Origin of the sequence: Roseateles sp. DB2 (assembly GCF_051857535.1) — a bacterium.
In the GTDB taxonomy this organism is placed as follows: Bacteria; Pseudomonadota; Gammaproteobacteria; order Burkholderiales; family Burkholderiaceae_C; genus Roseateles_B.
In genome coordinates, this window is sequence record NZ_JBPZGY010000001.1 from 248,171 (window position 1) to 262,917 (window position 14,747).

Below are 14,747 nucleotides of genomic sequence, written 5' to 3' on the forward strand. Positions count from 1 at the left end.
CCCCATGAGCAGTAGCAGCGATACCCCCTCCGCAGCAGCGTCCAATGCCCTTGCGGGCGACGATGCCGCCCGTGAGATGGTGTCGCTCTACCAGGCTCAGAAGAAGATCTACCCCAAGGCCGTCAGCGGATGGTTCATCCGCTGGCGCTGGGCCTTGGTCTGGTTCACGCAGCTCCTGTTCTATGGGCTGCCCTGGCTGGAGTGGAACGCACGTCAGGCCGTCCTGTTCGATCTGGGCGCCCGTCGCTTCTACGTCTTCGGCCTGGTCCTGTATCCGCAGGACTTCATCTACCTCACGGCGCTGCTGCTGATCTCGGCATATGCGCTCTTTCTCTTCACCGCAGTCGCCGGTCGACTGTGGTGTGGCTATGCCTGCCCGCAGACGGTCTACACCGAGATCTTCATGTGGATCGAGCGCAAGTTCGAAGGTGACCGCGCAGCCCGCATGAAGCTGGATGCCGCGCCCTGGTCCCTGGCCAAGCTTGGCCGCAAGGGCGGCAAGCAACTGGCCTGGATTCTGCTGGCCGTCTGGACCGGCTTTACTTTCGTCGGCTACTTCACCCCCATCAAGGTCCTTGGGGCTGAGGTGGCAGCCCTGGGCCTGGGGCCCTGGGAACTGTTCTGGGTGCTGTTCTACGGCTTCGCGACCTACCTCTTTGCCGGCCACATGCGCGAGCAGGTCTGCAAGTACATGTGCCCATATGCGCGCTTCCAGAGCGCCATGTTCGACAAGGACACGCTGATCATCAGCTACGACGTCGAGCGCGGCGAGCCACGCGGCTCGCGTGGCCGCAAGATTGACATCAAGGCCGCTGGCCTGGGCTCCTGCATCGACTGCAATCTGTGCGTGCAGGTGTGCCCGACGGGCATCGACATCCGCAACGGCCTGCAGTACGAATGCATCGGCTGCGCGGCGTGCATCGACGTCTGCAATGGCGTGATGGACAAGATGGGCTATCCGCGCGGCCTCGTCCGCTATGACACACAGAACGGCCTCAGTGAGCACCTCAGCCGTACGCAGCTGATCCGCCGCATGTTCCGGCCGCGCGTGCTCATCTACTCCGGCATCCTGGTCCTGATCTGCGTAGCCCTGTTCTGGCACATGCTGACCCGCACGCCTTTCAAGGTCGACGTCGTGCGCGACCGCGCCTCGCTTGCGCGTCTGGTGGATGACGGCTACATCGAGAACGTCTACCGCTTGCAGGTCATGAATGCCACGGAGCAGACGCAGTCCTACACCATCACCGCGGACGGGCTGCAAGGCCTTGTGCTGACGCCGCCCCTGCGTCTGAGCGTCGGGCCTGCCGAGGCGCGCTGGGTGTCCGTGGCACTGCGTCTGCCGCCGCAGACGGCACAATCGGCGGGCGGTGGTGCCCACGAGATCCATTTCCGCATCGTCCGCGATGCCGTGGCTGGCGAAATGCCGAGCCAACTGGTCGAAAAATCCACCTTTGTGGTTCCCCGCTAGGAGCGAAACATGGCTGACATCCAATCTTCCTCACCCGCGCCGCGCGCCTGGTGGCACGAACGCATGATGTGGCTGGTGGTCGGCGGCCCTGCGGCGGTGGTCCTGGCCAGCTTCGTGACCCTGGGCATGGCAATCAAGCATCCGGACCCTGTGATCGAGACGCAGCAGCGTGTCTCTGCGGACAGCGCCGCGGACGGCCCGCAAGCCGCCGCCCTTGCTCCGGCCATCGCAGCCCGTAACCATGCCGCCACCGGCGGCCCAGCGAGCGGCAAGTAAGCCCTCGCAGTCCATCGTGGAGGAGACCGGGATGGGACTGATTGGTGAGAAACCGGGCCCCGCGCGCTGGGCCATGCACATACTCTGGCCGGCCTTCGTGATGGCAGGCGTGACCGAGGCGCTGGTCTTCGCCCTGGTCGACCCCATGGACCTGAGCTGGTTTGGCATGTCACCGGTGCAACTGAGCCGTGAGGCGGTCTACACCTTGAGCTTCCTGGCCTTCTGGCTGCTGATCAGCCTGGCCTCGGCGGTGACGATGCTGCTGGCCACGCTGCCGCCTGAATCTGGGCAGGGGCATCCGAGGCGCTGGCCGCAATGAGCGGTCGGCCGGACCGCTGCCCGAGGCGCAGGTCCACCGATCTGCCGCTGCTTGCCTCACTTGACAGGAGGCGGTAGCTCAGAAAGCACAAAGCCCGCCTTGCAGCGGGCTTTATGCTTGCAGGGAGGAGGGCGCCTTTAGCTGCAGTGCGCGGTGTTCACCAGCTTCTGCAGGCCGTCCTGGTTCAGGATGCGGATCTGGCGCTGCTTCACTTCCAGCAGGCCTTCGTCCTGGAACTTGGAGAAGGTGCGGCTGACTGTCTCCAGCTTGAGGCCCAGATAGCTGCCGATCTCTTCACGCGTCATGCGCAGTACCAGGGCCGAGGCGGAGAAGCCACGGGCCTGCAGGCGCTGGGTGAGGTTCAGCAGGAAGGCGGCCAGGCGTTCTTCGGCACGCATGGAGCCCAGCAGCAGCATCACGCCATGATCACGGACGATCTCGCGGCTCATGATCTTGTGGAACTGGTGCTGCAGGTCGGTGAACTCACGGGAGAGCTCCTCGAGCTGGCCATAGGGGATCACGCAGACCTGACTGTCTTCCAGGGCCACTGCATCGCAGGAATGGCGGTCATTGCTGATGCCGTCCAAACCCAGCAACTCGCCGGCCATCTGGAAGCCGGTGACTTGGTCTCGGCCATCTTCAGAGGAGACGCAGGTCTTGAAGAAGCCGGTACGGACGGCGTAGAGCGACTGGAAGGCATCGCCCGTGCGGAACAGGGTGTCCCCGCGGGATACATTGCGGCGCGTGGCCACCAGGCTGTCTAGCTGGTTCAGGTCCGACTCGGACAGCCCGACGGGCAGGCACAACTCGCGCAGATTGCAGCTGGAGCAGGCGACCTTGAAGGGCTCGATCTTGATCGGGGTCTGGGTATTCATAGGGCTCATTATGGGCTGGGACTGCCGGGGCGGCGAGGGATTGTCAATGGCCGCGACTGCTTCAGGGCAAAGCTAGGACATGACGCTCCTCAAGGCTGCAGCCATTGTTTACCCGGGCTCCTTGATCAATCTTGATACAGGTCAATCAGTGCTTGTGCAGGCTTGGCACAGTGGCGACATGGAAACCATCAACACTGCCGCCCTGCCGGGCATCACCGAGGATGTGCTGCGCCGCTTCGATGTGTCCGGTCCGCGCTACACGTCCTACCCGACGGCCGACCGATTCGTTGAAGCCTTCTCTGTCGAGCAGTACAAGCAGGCCCTGAACCAACGGGCTGACGGCGGGGTGGTGGGAGGCGGGGCGCCCCTGTCCCTCTACATCCACATTCCCTTCTGCGAGTCCGTCTGCTACTACTGTGCCTGCAACAAGGTCATCACCAAGCACCATGACCGGGCCGCAGAGTATCTGGAGGTTCTGGTCCAGGAAATGGACCTGACGGTGACGGAGCTGCGGCGAGCGCAGGCGATATCGCAATTGCATTTCGGTGGAGGCTCTCCGACCTTCCTCAGCGACGAGGAACTGACGGGGCTGATGGAGGCGATCAAGCAGCGCTTCAAGCTGGCGCCTGGCGCCGAGGTGTCGATCGAGGTCGACCCCCGCACCGTCACCGAGGCCCGCCTGAAGCACCTGCGCCAGCTGGGCTTCAATCGCCTGAGCTTTGGCGTCCAGGATTTCGACCCGGAAGTGCAGAAGGCCGTCCATCGGGTGCAGAGCTATGAGATGGTCGAGAGCCTGATGCAGCAGGCGCGCGCCCTGGGCTTCGAGTCCACCAATGTCGACCTGATCTATGGCCTGCCCCAGCAGACGCCGGAGAGCTTCCGACGCACCATCCAGCAGGTGGCGACGCTCAGGCCCGATCGCATCGCGCTGTACGGCTATGCCCACCTGCCCACGCGCTTCAAGCCGCAGCGACGCATCGATGCCAGCCAGTTGCCGGTTGCCGCCTCCAAGCTGACCATGCTGTCCACTGCCCTCAGCGGCTTCGTGGGGCATGGGTATTCCTACATCGGCATGGACCACTTCGCGCTGCCCAACGACTCGCTGGCAGTCGCCAAGCGTCAGGGGCGGCTGCATCGCAACTTCCAGGGCTACAGCACGCAGCCGGACTGTGACCTGATCGGCCTGGGCGTCTCAGCCATCGGCCGCGTGGGTGCCACGTACAGCCAGAACGCCAAGACGCTGCCCGAGTACTACGACGCCATCCGCCAGGGGCAACTGCCCATCCAGCGCGGCCTTGCGCTGACCCGCGATGACCTGGTGCGCCGGGCCATGATCATGGCGCTGATGTGCCAGGGCCGCGTGGAGTTCGAGTCCATCGAGCTGGCCCACCTGATCAAGGTGCGTGAGTACTTCCGCGCAGAGCTGGAGCAACTGTCTTCCATGCAGGAGACGGGGCTGGTCGTGCTTGAGCCCGAGGCCATCCAGGTTACGCCGCTGGGCTGGTACTTCGTGCGGGCGGTGGCCATGGTTTTTGACCGCTATCTTCAGGCTGACCGCACGCGCGCGCAGTTCTCGCGCATCATCTGAGGGGAGCGTTCCCCTCATTCGTGACCAGCCGCCCTGGCTCAGAAGGCGTTCGGGCACCGAGGCTCACCACCCACACTTCGCATCATCGCCGCCTATGGAAGCAGCTCTCGTCGGCTCGGCCCTGCTCATGGGTCTGGCTGGCACCCCGCACTGTGCCGTAATGTGCGGCGCCCCGTGCGCTGCGCTGAGCCAAGGCTCGCCGCGCAGTGCTGCCCACTTTGGCTTCCAGTTCGGGCGCCTGCTCAGCTATGGTGTGGCCGGTGCGGTCGCGGCGTCCAGCGTCTCGCTGATGGCGCACTGGGGGCAGACGGTGGCCTTGCTGCGACCCTTGTGGCTGCTGCTGCATCTCGCGGCCCTGGCGTTGGGCATCTATCTGCTCTGGAAGGCGCGGCAGCCGGCCTGGCTGTCTGCACTCGGGCGCGAAGGCAGTCGCGATGGCGCCATCCCACTCGCCGCGCTGGCCGCGGGCGGCCCTGCGCTGAGCACGCCGCAGCGCCCGCGCTGGCGCGCCCTGCTGGCGGGCCTGGGCTGGGTGGCATGGCCTTGCGGCCTGCTGCAATCGGCCCTGTTGCTGGCCGCCCTGGCCAATGGCGCCCTTGGCGGCGCGGCCGTGATGGGTGCCTTCGCGATCAGCTCCGGCCTCGGGCTGGCACTGGGGCCGGCCATTCTGTGGAAGCTGCTGGGCCTGGGCCAGGTGGAGGAGGGGCGCGGCATGCGCTGGGCCACCCGCCTGGGTGGGCTGGGCCTGGTGCTGAGTGCGGGCTGGGCGCTGGGGCATGGTGTCTGGGCGCAGGTTCAAGCCTATTGCGCCTGATCACCCATGAACATGCCTTCAGCGGGCTTCATCTGCAGGTATTGCGCCGATCTGGCGCCGGGCTGCCGACCCCCATGGGAACGCCCCGGAACGCTCCATGCCGGACTGCGGGTGAAACCGCATTGAAACGCCAGACTGCAAGGCGTATCAGGCCCGTGAAAGCTCTGCTGGCATAGAATCGATTTCTTTATGGCGGCACCCCGCCGCATCCAACCTCGCGACTAGCGGAGACGACTACACATGTACCAACACATCAAGGTGCCCGAAGGCGGGCAGAAGATCACGGTCAACGCCGACTTCTCCCTGAATGTGCCCGACCAGCCGATCATTCCCTATATCGAGGGCGACGGCACGGGGTTTGACATCACGCCGGTGATGATCAAGGTCGTCGACGCAGCCGTTGCCAAGGCCTACGGTGGCAAGAAGAAGATCCACTGGATGGAGATCTATGCCGGCGAGAAGTCGACCAAGGTCTACGGTCCCGACGTCTGGCTGCCCGAGGAAACCCTGCAGGTCCTGAAGGACTACGTGGTCTCCATCAAGGGTCCGCTGACCACCCCGGTCGGTGGCGGCATCCGCTCGCTGAACGTGGCGCTGCGGCAGGAGCTGGATCTCTACGTCTGCCTGCGCCCGGTGCGCTACTTCAAGGGCGTGCCTTCCCCCGTGAAGGAACCGCACAAGACGGACATGGTCATCTTCCGCGAGAACTCGGAAGACATCTACGCCGGCATCGAGTTCGAAGCCCAGAGCGACAAGGCCAAGAAGCTGATCGCCTTCCTGCAGAACGAGTTCGGCGTCAAGAAGATCCGCTTCCCGGAAACCTCGGGCATCGGCATCAAGCCCGTGTCTCAGGAGGGTACCGAGCGTCTGGTGCGCAAGGCCATCCAGTACGCCATCGACAATGACAAGCCCAGCGTGACCATCGTGCACAAGGGCAACATCATGAAGTTCACCGAAGGCGGCTTCCGTGACTGGGCCTACGCCCTGGCCCAGAAGGAATTCGGCGCCGAGCTGATCGATGGTGGCCCGTGGTGCAAGTTCAAGAACCCGAAGACCGGCAAGGACATCGTGGTCAAGGACTCCATCGCTGACGCCTTCCTGCAGCAGATCCTGCTGCGCCCGGCCGAGTATTCGGTGATTGCCACCCTGAACCTGAACGGCGATTACGTGTCTGACGCCCTGGCTGCGCAGGTTGGTGGCATCGGCATTGCCCCGGGCGCGAACCTGAGCGACTCTGTCGCCATGTTCGAAGCCACCCACGGCACGGCACCGAAGTACGCCGGCAAGGACTATGTGAACCCCGGTTCCGAGATCCTGTCTGCCGAAATGATGCTGCGCCACATGGGCTGGCTGGAAGCGGCGGACCTGATCATTGCCTCGATGGAGAAGTCCATCCTGTCCAAGAAGGTCACCTACGACTTCGCCCGCCTGCTGGATGGCGCCACGCAGGTGTCCTGCTCTGGATTTGGTCAAGTCATGATTGACAATATGTGATGACGGCGGCGCTTGAGCCGCCTCTCACAGCAAGGCACCTTCGGGTGCCTTTTTTTCTGCCTGTACACCGATCACGCTTGGTGGCGACAAAACTCGCGGAAGGGCGCGAGGGCTTTTGCGCATGAGCAAACGCCCATGGCGCGCTCCCTGCATGAGGGGCGCGCCATGGGCGTCCTTGGGGCGGCTGAGCTGCCGGCTGAGGGGCCGGCGCTGCTGCGGTGCTGAATGCCTGGTGTCTGCCTAGCCAACTCTGCCTAGCCAACTGCCTGGCCCAAGCCGGGCCCAAGCCGGGCTTAGGCCTGGCCGGTGGTCAGGCCATTGACTGTGCAGAGGAGCCGGGCGAAGTACTCAGCCGGCTGCGGCTTCGCCGCCAATCGGCGTGATGTTCTGGGCCAGTTGGCCCTTGGGGCCAGCAACAAGCTCGAAGCTGACCTTGCTGCCCTGCTTGAGGGTGCGGAAACCCTCCATCTGAATCGCCGAGAAATGAGCGAAGACGTCTTCGCCACCTTGTTCAGGTTCAATGAAGCCAAAGCCCTTGGCATCGTTGAACCACTTTACGGTTCCTTGTTGCATATTCCTTCTCCATCCCGGTGTCTATCGCACCGAGGCGGATTCTCAAAGCTCTGTCGCCCGCGTGTCAATTCGGGGCCTCCCCCGAGGTGCTGAGGGTCTGAAACACAGCCGGGCGTGGCATATGGCGCGAATATGGCTGGGCTGCTCCTGCACATCACTTTTTCAAGCCAGGGTCCTTGAATCATGATCAGGCCAGTGCCATGTGAGGCCATATGGCTCTCTATAGAATCGGCCCATGCCAGATCTTCCCAACCAGCCCCCTGTTCCGCCGGGTCAGCCACCCGGTGCGGTGCCGGGCCGTGACGATGCGGACGGGACCGTCATTCTCGAACGTGTTCCCCAGAAGACGGAGCCGCCGCGCCTCTACCAGGTGCTGCTGCTCAACGACGATTTCACCCCGATGGAGTTTGTCGTGATGGTGTTGCAGGAATTCTTCCGCCATGACCTGGATACGGCCACCCAGATCATGCTCAAGATCCATCACGAAGGCCGCGGCGTCTGCGGTGTATTCACCAAGGACGTGGCAGCGACCAAGGTCGAGCTCGTGCTGGCCGCCTCCCGGCGTGCCGGCCATCCCTTGCAGTGCATTATGGAGGCCGCATGATTGCCCAAGAACTTGAAGTCAGCCTGCACATGGCCTTCGTCGAGGCGCGTCAGCAGCGTCACGAATTCATCACTGTCGAGCATTTGCTGCAGGCGCTGCTGGACAACCCGTCTGCTGCAGAAGTGCTGCGTGCCTGCTCAGCCAATATCGATGATCTGCGCAAGAGCCTTTCGCAGTTCATCAAGGACAACACGCCCACTGTGGGCGGCACCGAAGAAGTGGACACCCAGCCCACGCTGGGCTTTCAGCGCGTGATCCAGCGCGCCATCATGCACGTGCAGTCCACCGGCAGCGGCAAGAAGGAAGTGACAGGAGCCAATGTGCTGGTCGCTATCTTCGGCGAGAAGGACTCGCACGCTGTCTACTACCTGCATCAGCAGGGGGTGACGCGCCTGGACGTGGTCAACTACATCGCCCATGGCATCAAGAAGAGCGAGCCGCCCGAGCCCCCGAAGGGTCAGGATGGCCAGGGCGGCGGTAGCGAGGCCGAGCGCGAGGAGGGCGAGGGGGCTGGCGCAGGTGGCAAGGGCTCGCCGCTGGAACAGTTCACCCAGAACCTCAACCAGCAGGCCAAGGACGGCAAGATCGACCCGCTGATCGGTCGCGAAGCCGAGGTGGAGCGTGTGGTGCAGGTGCTGTGCCGCCGCCGCAAGAACAACCCGCTGCTCGTGGGCGAGGCTGGTGTGGGCAAGACGGCCATCGCCGAGGGCCTGGCCTGGCGCATCACCGAGGGCGACGTGCCTGACGTGCTGGCTGAGGCCCAGGTCTATGCCCTGGACATGGGCGCGCTGCTGGCTGGCACCAAATACCGTGGCGACTTCGAGCAGCGGCTGAAGGCCGTGCTCAAGCAGCTCAAGGACCAGCCTAACGCCATCCTCTTCATCGACGAGATCCACACCTTGATTGGTGCCGGTGCTGCCTCCGGCGGCACGCTGGACGCCAGCAATCTGCTCAAGCCGGCCCTGAGTTCCGGCGCCATGAAGTGCATCGGCGCCACCACCTTCAGCGAGTACCGGGGCATCTTCGAGAAGGACGCTGCATTGTCCCGCCGCTTCCAAAAAGTGGACGTGGCCGAACCTTCGGTGGAGCAGACCATCGAGATCCTCAAGGGCTTGAAGTCGCGTTTTGAGGAGCACCACAGCGTGAAGTACGCCCTGGGGGCTCTGCAGGCGGCAGCGGAGTTGTCGGCCAAGTACATCAATGACCGACACCTGCCGGACAAGGCCATCGACGTGATCGACGAGGCTGGCGCTGCGCAACGCATCCTGCCCAAGAGCAAGCAGAAGAAGACCATCACGCGAGCTGAGGTCGAGGACATCGTTGCAAAGATCGCGCGCATTCCGCCGGCCAGCGTATCCAGCGACGACCGTGGCAAGCTCAAGAGTCTGGATCGCGACCTCAAGAGCGTGGTCTTCGGCCAGGACCCGGCCATCGATGCCCTGGCAGCTGCCATCAAGATGGCGCGCTCGGGCCTTGGCAAGCCTGACAAGCCCATCGGCAGCTTCCTGTTCTCTGGCCCTACCGGCGTGGGCAAGACTGAGGTGGCTAAGCAATTGGCCTATATCCTGGGCATCGAGCTGATCCGCTTCGACATGTCCGAGTACATGGAGCGCCATGCCGTGAGTCGTCTGATCGGCGCGCCCCCGGGCTATGTCGGCTTTGACCAGGGGGGGCTGCTGACCGAGGCCATCACCAAGAAACCGCATAGCGTGCTGCTGCTGGACGAGATCGAGAAGGCCCATCCGGATGTCTTCAACGTGCTGTTGCAGGTCATGGACCATGGCTCGCTGACGGACAACAACGGGCGTAAGGCCGATTTCCGCAACGTCATCATCATCATGACGACGAATGCGGGGGCCGAGATCATGAACAAGTCCACCATCGGCTTCACCACCCAGCGCCAGCAGGGCGATGAGATGGCCGACATCAAGCGCCTGTTTACGCCCGAGTTCCGCAACCGCCTGGATGCCATCGTGTCCTTCCGGGCGCTGGACGAGGAAATCATCCTGCGTGTGGTGGACAAGTTCCTGCTTCAGTTGGAAAGCCAGCTGGCCGAGAAGAAGGTGGAGGTGGCGTTCACCGACGCGCTGCGCAAGCAACTGGCCAAGAAGGGCTTCGACCCGCTGATGGGCGCGCGACCCATGCAGCGCCTGATCCAGGACACCATCCGGCGCGCGCTGGCCGACGAACTGCTCTTCGGCCGCCTGGTCGACGGGGGGCGTCTGACGGTGGATGTGGACGCCGCCGGGGAGGTGCAGCTGGACATCCAGGCCAGCGGCAAGAAGTCGGACAGCAAGCCCCCCAAGGCTGAGGCGGCCACAGCGGGTTGATGCCTCCTGGGACATATCTGCATGAAAAACGCGCCCTTGAGGGCGCGTTTTCTTTGGGGCCTCGTGGTGAGAGGGCGTCAGCAGGCTGCCATGGTGCACTCACCATTCGTGCAAGGAGACGACCACACGCCCGATGATCTCTACGTCCGGTGTGTTGGCCAGGTCGATGTCGTAGGCTGAAAAGGACGGGTTGGCGCTGGTCACGCGCAGGATGCCGCCGGGCAGCATCTGGCAGTACTTCACCAGCAGTTCCTCGCCTTGGCGCAGCACATAGACGAAGCCACTGCGCGGCTTGAGGTCCTGCTGGTCGACCAGTACCTGGTCGCCGTCAAAGAGTACGCGCTCCATCGAGGAGCCGCGCACCCTGACCACCGTCAGCTTGGCGGGGCAGAGGTTGCGCGCTGCAAGCCATTCCTTGGGGAAGCACAGGCCGCCGGTGTCATAGGCCGCGGCATCCTCGTTGAGCAAGGGGTTGCCGGCACTGTCATGGCTCTGCAGGGGTGGGATCCGGACATGACGGTCGATGCCGCTGCCCTCCTTGCTGCCTGTCACCACATGAAGCAGATCGAGTCCAAGGGTGGCCGCCTTGCGCAGATAGCGGGCGTCCGGCGTGCGGTCGCCTGCCTCGTAATTGAACTGCGTGGTCTTGCTGACGCCTACCGCCGCGCCGAAGTCGGCCTGCGCATAGCCTAGCCGTTGGCGTTCGGCCCGTAGCCGTTCGCCAATGCCAACATCCGTGGAATTCGGTGCCTCGTCTTTGTTTTGCACTGTGAATTGACCGTGAATATTTTTCGCTAGTGTCTCATCAACAAACGAGGATTGCTAGCCTTCATGGTTTCCTCAATCGAGGGGATGAGCTTTAGATAAATCTCACAGATGGAAACAAATGCCGCGGCTTTTGCTCTATGATTTTTCTTTGTTGAAATATCATGGGTACCAATTCAATAAGCTTTCATTGGCCATCATGAACGACCCACAAATGGATGGCCTGGGTTTGGAAGGTGGAAAGCGGTATCTGCCCGCCCAGGCATCGCCTGCAGCCGCCAAGCGCACGCTTCAGATGCAGGGGCTCACCTTAAGGGAGTTTGCCCGCATGCACGGCTTTAAATACCGCACGGTGTCGGAGGTCATCCGTGGTGTGAACAAGGGTCTGTACGGCGAGGGCCATCGCGTGGCCCTGGCGCTGGGCCTGAAGCAGGAATCCTGACCATGGCACCCGGCCCTATGCCTGCTGACGCCCCGCCGCGCATTGATCGCCAGATTCTGCGCGTGGCCTTTGCTTATGACGCGCTGCCTGTCGATGTGTTCCAGCGGCTGCGGCTGGCCTTGGCGGGGGATCACAACATCGCACAGGCCCTGGAGACGGCGCAGGAAGTCGTGAAGGCGTTGTCAGCCGACGAACTGGCTTTTGTGTTGGCACGCCTGCTGGTCTGTACGTCGGATGCCATTGACTAGTCACGGGCCTGGGGGCGGTGCGCCCCGTGGGCCATGGGCTTCCCTGGACTTGGCCGGGATGGGGGTGCGCGCCTGTGCCTGTCGAAGAGGGGGCGCTCAATGGGGCGGGGGGCTCAGGGCCAGTGCGCGTACCCCCATCCTGGTTCAGGGCGGGGCCCCGAGCGAGGGCGCTGAGGTGCGCGGGCGTCACGCTTGTGCACGATCGGTGTCAGGGTGCTGCGTGTCGCCGGCTGCGGGATCCTGTTGGTAGAACTCAGCAAACAGCTTGTACAGGGCCGGGTGCAGGCGGAGCATCTGTGCGGGCTCCACGAAGAAGGCCTCGGTGGCCACGGCAAAGAACTCCTCCACGGACTCGGCGCCATATGGGTCGATCAATGTGTCCTCGCCTGCATCCACGCATTCGCAGAACTGCGCCCAGGCTGGGTCGATGATGTCGATCCATGCCTGCACCGCTTGGGCTGATGGCAGGGCAGGGATGCCGTCGGAGGCGCCGTTGGACATGTCCAGCACATGGGCAAACTCATGGATCACCACGTTGTAGACCGGCCCAGCGCCCAGCGCGGGATCGGCCTGGAGCTCGCTCCAAGCCAGCATCAAGGGGCCGCCTTCCATGGCTTCGCCGGCCAGCTCTTCCTCGTACTCGTGGACAACGCCATCCTCGTCCATGAACTCGCGCGGCGCTACGACTTGGGACTCGTGCATCACGATGCCCACGAAGCCGTCATAGGCTTCCAGGCCCAGTGTCAGCACGGGCAGGCATGCCTGGGCGGCGACGGCCACCGCCACCTCGTCCGTCACCTGGAAGCCGCCTGCGCCATGGAACTCCTTGCGGGCCAGGAACAGTGAGCACAATCGCCGCAAGGTGGCCCGGTCGGCAGCGCTGCGTCGGGCGATGAAGGGGTAGCGTGCCAGTGTGAGTTCCCACAGGGCATCGGGAACGGCATGCCGCGTCAGCTGGCTGCGCTCGCGTCGGCCCTGCCAGGCATGCAGCAATCGGCGCAGCATGCTCAGGCCGTCGCTGAGGGTAGGCTCAGCCGCAGCAGACCTTGCGGGCCCAGCCGCAGCACTTCGGCGCGAGGCGAATGCGCCTCCAAGTCCCAGTCGCTCAGGACTTCACGGCTCAGGTCGTCTCCAAGCGCATGGCAGGCTGGGCGGTGGGTATGGCCGTGGATCAAGGTGGTGCAGGCCTGTGCTCGCAGGGCGTCGCGGACAGTGCCGGCGTCAAGGTCTGCCCAGAGTTCGGGTCGATGTGCCTGGCCTGCCTTCTGCGCCATGCTCCGCTCGCGCAGGCCCCGCGCGATGTTCCGCCGCTCCTTCAGTGGCTTGTCCAGGAAGGCCTGCTGCCAGGCGGCACTGCGGACCAGGGCGCGGAAGGCTTGGTAGTCCCGGTCTTCCAGGCACCAGGCGTCGCCGTGGCTGAGCAGGTAGCGCTGGCCAAAGGCCTGAAGTGCGCAGGGGTCGGACAGGCGCGTGAGTCCGGCTTCATGGGCCATGGCATCGCCCAGCAGGAAGTCGCGATTGCCCGCGATGAAGAAGAGGGGGATGCGAGCAGCGGCCTGCGCGAACATCGCGAGCAGGCCGGATTCGAAGGCCTGGTGGCGGGCGTCGTCACCGATCCAGACCTCGAAGATGTCGCCCAGCAGAAAGATGGCATCGGCCGGCGTGTGGCTCAGGTAGTGAGCCAGCGCCGCGCGCGTGCCTGGGGTGGTCTCGGCCAGGTGCAGGTCCGAGATGAGGTCGATCGCCCGCCACTGGGGCGGTGCGATCCACTCGCCTGGCAGTACATCCAGGCAGGGCAGGGTGTCAGCCCTGGACTTCAACAGCCTTCTCGATGAGCACGGCCTCTTTGGGCACGTCGCCGTGGCCATTCTTGTTGCCGGTGGCGACCTTCTCGATCTCCGCCACGACCTCGGCACCGGCGATCACCTTGCCGAAGACGGCATAGCCCCAGCCGGAAGGCGACTCGGACTTGAAGTCGAGGAAGTCGTTGTTCACGGTGTTGATGAAGAACTGGGCGGACGCCGAATGCGGCGCGTTGGTCCGGGCCATCGCAATGGTGTACTGGGCGTTCTTCAGGCCGTTGTTGGCCTCGTTCTGAATGGGCGCGTCGGTGGGCTTCTGGTCCATGTCGGCGGTGAAGCCTCCGCCCTGGATCATGAAGCGCTTGATCACGCGGTGGAAGATGGTGCCGTCGTAGTGGCCCTTGTTGACGTAGTTCAGGAAGTTCGCGACGGTGATGGGGGCCTTGACCTCATCCAGTTCCAGGCGGATCACGCCCTTGTTGGTGGTCATTTCGACAAACTTGCTCATGGCTTGGACTCCACTGTGGCCTTGTTGATGAAGATGGGGGTGGACGGCAGGTGCTGGAACATGCCTTGGGCGGTGACTGGCGTGGCGCGGATCTTGTCCACGACCTCCATGCCCTCGATGACGCGGCCGAACACGGCGTAGCCGCGGCCGTCACGGGTGTTTTCGGCATCCAGGCCCGTGTTGTCCGCCACGTTGATGAAGAACTGCGCCGTGGCCGAATCCGGGAAGGCGGCGCGGGCCATGGAAATGGTGCCGCGCTCGTTCTTCAGGCCGGACTGGTCTTCCAGCGGGATTGCCGGGCGGGTGGGCTTCTGCACCAGCTTGTCTGTGAAGCCGCCGGTCTGGATCATGAAACCGTCGATCACGCGATGGAAGATCACGCCGTTGTAGTGGCCAGCCTTCACGTATTGCAGGAAGTTGGCAACAGTCTTGGGCGCCTTGGCGGCGTCCAGCTCGACACGGATATCGCCCTGGCTGGTGGCCAGCTTGACGATCTGGGCCTGGGCGCTTGCGGCGGCCAGCAGCAGCGTGCAAGCGGTGAGCAGCCGGCTCGCTTGTGAACGGAACGGGGTGGCAAAGGCCATGATGGCGGGACTCCCTTGACGAAGGTCCTGGACAGGTGGGCGCAAGGTCGCTGCAGG

17 protein-coding genes are annotated in these 14,747 nt (G+C 63.9%); 10 read left to right on the top strand and 7 right to left on the bottom strand.

All coding sequences use genetic code 11. The annotated features are described in order from the left end of the window. Positions 1-4: 4 nt before the first annotated feature. The 3 genes from ccoG to ACS5PK_RS01020 are packed head-to-tail and all read left to right on the top strand — an operon-like array spanning position 5 to position 2,063. Positions 5-1,468, top strand: coding sequence for a cytochrome c oxidase accessory protein CcoG (gene ccoG / locus ACS5PK_RS01010; protein WP_439438418.1), 1,464 nt, complete (start codon positions 5-7; stop codon positions 1,466-1,468). A 9-nt stretch (positions 1,469-1,477) separates the two neighbouring features. Beyond that, the gene (locus ACS5PK_RS01015) at positions 1,478-1,744 is read left to right on the top strand and encodes a hypothetical protein (RefSeq protein ID WP_439438419.1); all 267 of its coding nucleotides are present in this window, start codon (positions 1,478-1,480) and stop codon (positions 1,742-1,744) included. 31 nt (positions 1,745-1,775) lie between these two features. Further along, positions 1,776-2,063 carry a hypothetical protein gene (locus ACS5PK_RS01020; RefSeq protein WP_439438420.1) on the top strand — a complete coding sequence of 96 codons (288 nt, stop codon included), beginning with the start codon at positions 1,776-1,778 and terminating at the stop codon, positions 2,061-2,063. 137 nt (positions 2,064-2,200) lie between these two features. Here the strand turns inward: ACS5PK_RS01020 and fnr are convergent, their stop codons facing one another. After that, positions 2,201-2,938 (bottom strand): fumarate/nitrate reduction transcriptional regulator Fnr, encoded by a 738-nt coding sequence (fnr, locus tag ACS5PK_RS01025; RefSeq protein WP_439438421.1) that lies wholly within the window; start codon positions 2,936-2,938, stop codon positions 2,201-2,203. A gap of 178 nt (positions 2,939-3,116) precedes the next feature. Here fnr and hemN point away from each other — a divergent pair, with 178 nt between their 5' ends. The 3 genes from hemN to icd all read left to right on the top strand — a co-directional run bounded on the left by hemN (position 3,117) and on the right by icd (position 6,834). Continuing rightward, the gene (hemN, locus tag ACS5PK_RS01030; RefSeq protein WP_439438422.1) at positions 3,117-4,526 is read left to right on the top strand and encodes an oxygen-independent coproporphyrinogen III oxidase; all 1,410 of its coding nucleotides are present in this window, start codon (positions 3,117-3,119) and stop codon (positions 4,524-4,526) included. 94 nt (positions 4,527-4,620) lie between these two features. Next, the gene (locus tag ACS5PK_RS01035) at positions 4,621-5,340 is read left to right on the top strand and encodes an urease accessory protein UreH domain-containing protein (RefSeq protein WP_439438423.1); all 720 of its coding nucleotides are present in this window, start codon (positions 4,621-4,623) and stop codon (positions 5,338-5,340) included. Between the two features lie 240 nt (positions 5,341-5,580). Beyond that, positions 5,581-6,834: an NADP-dependent isocitrate dehydrogenase gene (icd, locus tag ACS5PK_RS01040; protein WP_439438424.1), complete on the top strand. Its 1,254-nt coding sequence runs from the start codon at positions 5,581-5,583 to the stop codon at positions 6,832-6,834. Between the two features lie 348 nt (positions 6,835-7,182). Here the strand turns inward: icd and ACS5PK_RS01045 are convergent, their stop codons facing one another. After that, a complete protein-coding gene (locus tag ACS5PK_RS01045) occupies positions 7,183-7,407 on the bottom strand; it encodes a cold-shock protein (protein ID WP_183104138.1) in 225 nt (74 codons plus the stop codon). Between the two features lie 235 nt (positions 7,408-7,642). Between ACS5PK_RS01045 and clpS the strand changes: the two genes are divergently transcribed. Then, entirely contained in the window at positions 7,643-8,011 is a 369-nt protein-coding gene (clpS, locus tag ACS5PK_RS01050) for an ATP-dependent Clp protease adapter ClpS (RefSeq protein WP_269633306.1), read from the top strand. Further along, on the top strand, positions 8,008-10,341 hold the full coding sequence (gene clpA / locus ACS5PK_RS01055; protein WP_439438425.1) for an ATP-dependent Clp protease ATP-binding subunit ClpA: 2,334 nt from the start codon (positions 8,008-8,010) through the stop codon (positions 10,339-10,341). The genes clpS and clpA overlap by 4 nt, the downstream gene beginning before the upstream one ends. Before the next feature lie 99 nt (positions 10,342-10,440). Here the strand turns inward: clpA and ACS5PK_RS01060 are convergent, their stop codons facing one another. Next, complete coding sequence (locus ACS5PK_RS01060) at positions 10,441-11,109, bottom strand: XRE family transcriptional regulator (protein ID WP_439438426.1); 669 nt, start codon at positions 11,107-11,109, stop codon at positions 10,441-10,443. A 118-nt stretch (positions 11,110-11,227) separates the two neighbouring features. On the opposite strand from ACS5PK_RS01060, the gene ACS5PK_RS01065 reads away from it, so the two are divergent. Both ACS5PK_RS01065 and ACS5PK_RS01070 read left to right on the top strand, forming a co-directional pair. After that, entirely contained in the window at positions 11,228-11,548 is a 321-nt protein-coding gene (locus ACS5PK_RS01065) for a hypothetical protein (RefSeq protein ID WP_439438427.1), read from the top strand. Positions 11,549-11,550: 2 nt separating this feature from the next. Beyond that, a complete protein-coding gene (locus ACS5PK_RS01070) occupies positions 11,551-11,796 on the top strand; it encodes a hypothetical protein (RefSeq protein WP_439438428.1) in 246 nt (81 codons plus the stop codon). A 186-nt stretch (positions 11,797-11,982) separates the two neighbouring features. Here ACS5PK_RS01070 and ACS5PK_RS01075 read toward each other — a convergent pair whose 3' ends face one another. The 4 genes from ACS5PK_RS01075 to ACS5PK_RS01090 are packed head-to-tail and all read right to left on the bottom strand — an operon-like array spanning position 11,983 to position 14,690. Then, complete coding sequence (locus ACS5PK_RS01075; protein ID WP_439438429.1) at positions 11,983-12,801, bottom strand: zinc-dependent peptidase; 819 nt, start codon at positions 12,799-12,801, stop codon at positions 11,983-11,985. 2 nt (positions 12,802-12,803) lie between these two features. Further along, a complete protein-coding gene (locus ACS5PK_RS01080; protein WP_439438688.1) occupies positions 12,804-13,619 on the bottom strand; it encodes a UDP-2,3-diacylglucosamine diphosphatase in 816 nt (271 codons plus the stop codon). Beyond that, positions 13,600-14,106, bottom strand: a complete 507-nt coding sequence (locus ACS5PK_RS01085; RefSeq protein WP_439438430.1) for a peptidylprolyl isomerase — start codon at positions 14,104-14,106, stop codon at positions 13,600-13,602. Before ACS5PK_RS01085 ends, ACS5PK_RS01080 begins: the two co-directional genes overlap by 20 nt. Beyond that, a complete protein-coding gene (locus ACS5PK_RS01090) occupies positions 14,103-14,690 on the bottom strand; it encodes a peptidylprolyl isomerase (protein ID WP_439438431.1) in 588 nt (195 codons plus the stop codon). Before ACS5PK_RS01090 ends, ACS5PK_RS01085 begins: the two co-directional genes overlap by 4 nt. Positions 14,691-14,747 lie beyond the last annotated feature (57 nt).